Origin of the sequence: Streptomyces sp. SID4985 (genome assembly GCF_009863025.1) — a bacterium.
Taxonomy (GTDB): Bacteria; Actinomycetota; Actinomycetes; order Streptomycetales; family Streptomycetaceae; genus Streptomyces.
Genome location: NZ_WWIR01000327.1, coordinates 1 through 6,029 on the forward strand (window position 1 = coordinate 1; position 6,029 = coordinate 6,029).

Sequence of the window (6,029 nt, forward strand, 5' to 3'; positions counted from 1 at the left end):
CGATTAGCTCAGCGGGAGAGCGCTTCCCTGACACGGAAGAGGTCACTGGTTCAATCCCAGTATCGTCCACACACCGGAAAAGCCCCGGCCGTCTCGAACGGCCGGGGCTTTTCGCTGCCCGGCTGAGGCCGTGCGGCTCAGCCGGGCTGCTCGGCTCAGCTGGAGAACAGCATGTGGCCGAAGCTCTTGTGGCGGTGGTGGCCGCCGTAGTGACCGCCGTGGCCGCCCTGGTGGCCGCCGTGCGGGGCGCCCCAGGCCGGGGCGGGCGGGGTGGCCGGGTACGCCTGCGGGGCGGGCTGCGCCCACTGGGACTCCACGCGGGTCAGGGCCTCCAGCTCGCCGTAGTCGAGGAAGATGCCGCGACAGCCGTCGCACTGCTCGATCTGGACGCCGTTGCGGTTGTAGGTACGCATGGGCGCGTGACACTTCGGACACTGCATGGTCGGCTCAACTCCTCGCCGTAGGGTCCTGCTTGGTGTTTCCCCAGGACAGACTCCGTCCTGCCCCGCTCGGTTGCAGCCTTTTCCGGGAAATTGCAGCTCAACCGGCCCGGGTCCGGCGGTCGTCAGGGCCGGGTGGCCATACGGGCGCAGGCGTCCACCACGGCCTGTTCGACCTCGTCCGGCGAACGGCCCGCGGCGAGCGCCTTGGTGAGCGCGAGGGCGGCGGTCTGCACGGTGAGGGCGCGGGCGGGTACGTCGAGTACGGGCCAGGGGTCGCCGTCGGGCGGTACGGCAGGGCCGCCGGCGGCGCGGTACGCGCCCAGAAAGCGGGACCACTCCTCGGGCGGCAGCAGCCCGCAGGCGTACCAGGCGGCGGGCCGGGCGAGGTCCCAGGCGGGGATTCCGGCGCCGAGGTCGTCCACGTCGATCAGGCGCCAGGGGCCGTCGGGCGCGGGATGGCGGACGAGCTGGCCGAGATGCAGATCACCGTGGCAGAGGGCCGGTGCGCCGGGCGCGGGGGCCTCGCCGCGGGCCCAGCCGGGGAGCGCGGCCCAGGCGCTCAGCACCGGGGCCGCATCGGGGCAGGGGGTGGCTTCCAGGGCCTTCCTCAGCCGTTCCGTCGCGGCGGCCGCCTTGTCCGGTCCGCGCATCGGGGGCAGCGGGGTTGTCAGGGGCGTGCGGTGAAGCCGGGCGAGGAGGGTGGCGGCGGCTTCCCAGGGGGCGGCATCGGGGTCGTCGCGGTCGACGGGGGCGCCGTGGGGCCAGTGGGTGACGAGGCGGCCGTCCACGAGGACGGGGGTGGGCGCGCGCGGCGCCAGCAGGACGTCCGGGAGAGCGGCGGCCACCGCCAGGCGCCGGGCGAGCGCGACGGGGTCGGTGCCGGGGGCGTGGGCCTTCGCGACGGTGTCGCCGTGCCGGAGGACGGTGGCGTCGGGGCGGTCGGCGAGGAGTCCGGTCGGGCAGGCGCAGGGGGACGCGGGGCCGGGGTGGGCCGTGGAGGTGAGGTGGGCGGTCAGGGCGTCTGGGGTCACGGGGGCCTCGGGCGGGGTGGCGGTGTGTGGCGAGGGTACGGGGGCGGGGGTGCCCTTGGCGGCCGGGGCCCGCGTGCGGAACCGTCACTGGGAGGCCGCAGGCGCTCCCGTCGGCGAGAGCGCGCGCACCCGTCGGTGGGAGCACGCACGCGCGCTCATCGGCCGGAATCCGCGCGCCTGTTGGCGCGAGCCCCGGCCCGCTCCCGTGTCCTCAGTTGCGCAGCATCATCACGAGCAGCACCACCAGGGCGATCAGCAGGGCGCCGCCCACCGAGGCCAGGGTGATCTTCGTCGCGCTGTACGGCCGCTCGCCGATGACCTCTCCGGTGCGGGCGTTGACCATCACGGACCACGTCTTGCCCGCGTGGAGGTAGGTCAGGAACCAGACGGGGAGCAGGACCAGTTTGTAGGTGAGGGCGCTGTAGGAGGTGGACATCGAGAGCACCCGCTGCTCGTTGCCGCCGATGTCCCGCTTGCAGTCGGCGCGGATCACCGGTGCCATCCGCGCCTTCGCCGACTCCAGGCCGGCCTCCGGTTCGATGTCGTAGCGGACGGTGCGGAAGCCCGCGAGGTACTCCTCCTGGTAGGGGACCGTCTCCTCCAGCGGCCAGGGGGTGAGCTTGTCCAGTTCCTTCTCCGGCACCTGGCCGCTGCCGGGTACGAGTACGTCGTCGAAGAACCGGTCGACCGTGCCGAACGCGGGCTGCCAGTTGGTGTGGCGTACCTGGCGGGTGCGGCCCTCGGAGTCCTTCTCCTCGACCCAGTAGTAGTCGCCGCGCCGGCCCGCGTACCGGGTGCTGGTCTGGGCGTCGTACGTCCAGTGGGGCAGATAGCTGCCCCGGAAGGTCTCGGCCTCGGTGACCTTCTTCAGCTCGTCGGGCGCGAACCAGCGGGAGCTGGTCCACTTCGCCAGCGCGTCCCGGGCCTGGTCGCGGCTGACCCCGAAGGGCAGGACCGCCTCGGGCACCACGCGTTCGGTGCCGGAGGCGTCGGAGACCAGCGGGGTGGCGCAGAAGGGGCACTTGTCGCTGAGCGTGTCGCTCTCGGTCACCGCGTGGCAGCCGGGGCAGGTGTACGTCTTCACCTGGTCCGGCGCGATGGCCCGGTGGGGCAGCGCGGCCAGCTCCTCGATCGGGTGCTCGGTGACCTGCCGGGGTATCGGCGTGATGTCCTGCTCGTGCTTGCAGTACGGGCAGCGCAGCGCGTACGTCCCGGGCGCGTACTCGCTGACCCCGCCGCACGCCTCGCACTGGAACGCCCGGTCGGGCGCGGGCGCGACGTCCTGGTCCGTCAACTCACTTCTCCTTGTGACCTGTTGCCGGAAGGTGCGATCGGTTGCCGGAAGGCTCCGGCCGACGGGCTCAGCCCTGCGGGGGCAGTGGCGGCGGTACGTCGGCGAGCAGCGACGCCAGCTCCGGAATCCGGTCCGCGGGCTGCCAGGCGGCCTGCCCGCTGCGCCAGACCAGGGTGGTGCGGTTCAGGTTCCCGGCCGCCACCTGACCGGCCAGCGCGCTCGCGTCGTACGGGCCCTGCTGCTGACCGCCGACGGCGAGGAACCAGCGCGGGGCGGTGGGCAGCGGGGGCGGGACGTCGGCGGAGACCGGAGTCGGAGCGGGCTGTGCCGCCGGGACCGGCGGGGCCGTCGCCGCGCCGGACGCGCTCTGCGCGATCCGCTGGCCCAGCGCCATGCCCACGCCCAGGCCGACGGCGTCGCCGCCGGTGCCGGGGTTGGCGGCGGCGATCGTCGTCGCGTCGGCGGCCTGGAGCTTGGCGTAGTCGTCCAGGTTGCCGGTGACGGCCATCCGGGAGCGGGTGTCGATCGCCGCCTCGACCTCGGGCGGGACGCTGATGTTCTCGATGGAGAACCGGGGGATGGCGATGCCGGTGGAGGCCAGCTCCAGGGTGAGGGCCTCGGCCAGTTGCCGCCCGATGCCGTCCTGCCGGGCGGCGAGGTCCAGGAGCGGGACTCCGGCGGCGCCCAGCGCGGAGCCCAGCTTGGAGACGGTCAGCTGGCGCAGGTGCTCCCCGACCTCCTCGGTGCGGAACTGCGGGTCGGTACCGACCAGTTCGCGCAGCAGCGCGGCGGCGTCCACCACCTTGGCGGTGAAGGTGCCGAAGGCGCGGACCCGGACCATGCCGAACTCGGCGTCCCGCAGGATCACCGGGTTCTGGGTGCCCCACTTGAAGTCGGTGAACTGCCGGGTGGTGACGAAGTAGACCTCGGCCTTGAAGGGCGACTCGAAGCCGTGCTTCCAGCCCTTCAGTGTCGACAGGACCGGCATGTTCCGGGTCGAGAGGGCGTACGTGCCGGGCTGGTAGACGTCGGCGAGGCGGCCCTCGTTGACGAAGACGGCCACCTGCGACTCGCGCACGACGAGCCGGGCGCCCATCTTGATCTCGTTGCCGTGGCGCGGGAAGCGCCACACGATGGTGTCCCGGCCGTCGTCGGTCCACTCGATGATGTCGATGAACTCACCGCGGATACGGTCCATCAGCCCCACGACGTTCCCCCACTCCCCCTGCTTCCGCCTGACCTCGGGTCCCGGACGGTGACCACTCGGCGATCAAGCGATCAGCCGACAGTATGCCCACAGCGGCCCACGCTGCCATGGTGGGTCCCGGGCAGCGCAATGCCGGCGCAGCTCCCCAGCTGCGCCGGCATTCGTGCCGTCCGCCGCACCCCCGTCCCCACGGGGTTGAAAGGATGGATGGATGGAGCCCGGACCGCTCTTCCGGGTCTGGAGCGCTGGTCAGCGCCCCAGCATCGCACCCACGGACGACGCCTGTGTGGCCACCGTCTCCCACCCGTCGAAGACGAGGAGGAGGAGCAGTGCCAGGGGCAGGGCCATGAGGGTCGCCACCACGGGATGGCGGCGGCCCGTCCGGCGGGGGCCGGGCGTGGTGCGCCTCGGTGCCGTAGGGGCCATGGTTCCTCCAGGCTTTCCCTGGTCGTGCTCGGTGGTTCTTGTGTTGTCGCGCTTCGTGAACAGCGGCGGGTGTGTGACCTCGGGGGACGAGTACCGCACCCGCCGCTTGACCTCAAATGTAGGCGCGGGGCGATATCCCGGGCGTCATGCCCTCGTATCGAATGGCGGGCCTCCCGGAGGATGAGCCCTCCCGTGCGGAGTACTCCCCTGGGTGGAGACCTCGCTCCGGTTCTCGGGGTCTTCCCGGAGGGGTCGCCCGTTGTCGGTGCCGGGAGGCCGCCGCACGGGTCGCTCTCCACCCACGGGTGGATACGTATGACTTCAGTCACTTTGACCTCCGCACGGTGACCCGCGCCACCGGGGATCGGGGCGGCGGGCGCGGGCGCGGACCGCCGGGTGCCGGTCCCGCGCGGTCCGTCCTCGCTGCCGACGGGCAGCGGGCCGCATCCCAACCCCCTTGATCGGTCGACTTGTTGACATCCTCCGGCCCTCAACAGCTCTGCAATTGACCGTCTGCTGACCGCGCTTCACCTGGAGTGGCCACCGCGCAATCCGTCGGTACCGGAGGGCGCGGCCTCTGCGCGCGGGCGGCCGTGGAAACGTAAGCTGGGCCGAGTCACAGGGACCGGGCAGCGGGGATGAACATGGCGATGATGCGCCTGAGGCGCGAGGACCCGCGCGTCGTCGGCTCGTTCAGGCTTCACCGACGGCTCGGCGCGGGCGGGATGGGCGTGGTCTACCTCGGCTCCGACAAGAAGGGGCAGCGGGTCGCGCTGAAGGTGATCCGGCCCGATCTCGCGGAGGACCAGGAGTTCCGGTCGCGGTTCGCGCGCGAGGTGTCGGCGGCCCGCCGCATCCGGGGCGGCTGTACGGCGCGGCTGGTGGCGGCGGACCTGGAAGCGGAACGCCCATGGTTCGCGACGCAGTACGTGCCCGGACCCTCCCTGCACGACAAGGTGGCCGACGAGGGTCCGCTGGTCGCGGCCGAGGCCGCGTCGATCGGCGCGGCGCTGTCGGAGGGACTGGTCGCCGTCCATGAGGCGGGCGTGGTCCACCGGGACCTGAAGCCGTCCAACATCCTGCTGTCCCCCAAGGGCCCCCGGATCATCGACTTCGGCATCGCCTGGGCCACGGGTGCCTCCACGCTCACGCATGTCGGTACGGCGGTGGGCTCGCCGGGCTTCCTGGCGCCGGAGCAGGTGCGCGGGGCCGCGGTCACCCCGGCGACGGACGTGTTCTCGCTGGGGGCGACCCTGGCGTACGCCTCGACCGGTGACTCGCCCTTCGGGCACGGCAGTTCCGAGGTGATGCTCTACCGCGTGGTGCACGAGGAGCCCCAGCTGCACGGCGTACCGGACGCGCTGGCCCCGCTGGTGCGGGCGTGTCTGGCCAAGGATCCGGAGGACCGGCCGAGCACGCTCCAGCTGTCCCTGCGGCTGAAGGAGATCGCGGCGCGCGAGGCGCAGGGCCTGGGCGACGTACGGCCGCCCGCGCCGCGTACGGCAGAGGGCGACCGGGGTGCCGGGCGCCTGGTGGACACCTATCCGGACCAGCAGCGTACGACCCAGCGGCGGCCCTCCCCCTCGGGTACGCCGCTGCCGCGCGGTGCCACGCCCGCCCGGAGTGGC

The 6,029-nt window shown here is 72.9% G+C and carries 6 protein-coding genes and 1 tRNA gene; 2 read left to right on the plus strand and 5 right to left on the minus strand.

Going from position 1 to position 6,029, the window contains the following annotated elements:
• Window positions 1-69, plus strand: a tRNA-Val gene (locus tag GTW40_RS13700).
• An 86-nt stretch (window positions 70-155) separates the two neighbouring features.
• Here the strand turns inward: GTW40_RS13700 and GTW40_RS13705 are convergent.
• From GTW40_RS13705 to GTW40_RS32645, 5 genes are all read right to left on the minus strand, one after another.
• Window positions 156-440, minus strand: a complete 285-nt coding sequence (locus tag GTW40_RS13705; protein ID WP_161180453.1) for a zf-TFIIB domain-containing protein — start codon at window positions 438-440, stop codon at window positions 156-158.
• A gap of 125 nt (window positions 441-565) precedes the next feature.
• Window positions 566-1,474, minus strand: coding sequence for an aminoglycoside phosphotransferase family protein (locus GTW40_RS13710; protein ID WP_161180454.1), 909 nt, complete (start codon window positions 1,472-1,474; stop codon window positions 566-568).
• Between the two features lie 211 nt (window positions 1,475-1,685).
• On the minus strand, window positions 1,686-2,768 hold the full coding sequence (locus GTW40_RS13715) for a hypothetical protein (RefSeq protein WP_161180455.1): 1,083 nt from the start codon (window positions 2,766-2,768) through the stop codon (window positions 1,686-1,688).
• 67 nt (window positions 2,769-2,835) lie between these two features.
• Entirely contained in the window at window positions 2,836-3,966 is a 1,131-nt protein-coding gene (locus tag GTW40_RS13720) for an SPFH domain-containing protein (protein WP_202485841.1), read from the minus strand.
• 258 nt (window positions 3,967-4,224) lie between these two features.
• Window positions 4,225-4,401 carry a hypothetical protein gene (locus GTW40_RS32645; RefSeq protein WP_202485842.1) on the minus strand — a complete coding sequence of 59 codons (177 nt, stop codon included), beginning with the start codon at window positions 4,399-4,401 and terminating at the stop codon, window positions 4,225-4,227.
• A 638-nt stretch (window positions 4,402-5,039) separates the two neighbouring features.
• Between GTW40_RS32645 and GTW40_RS13725 the strand changes: the two genes are divergently transcribed.
• Window positions 5,040-6,029, plus strand: a 990-nt coding sequence (locus GTW40_RS13725) for a serine/threonine-protein kinase (protein WP_161180457.1), incomplete at its 3' end; no start/stop codon positions are given.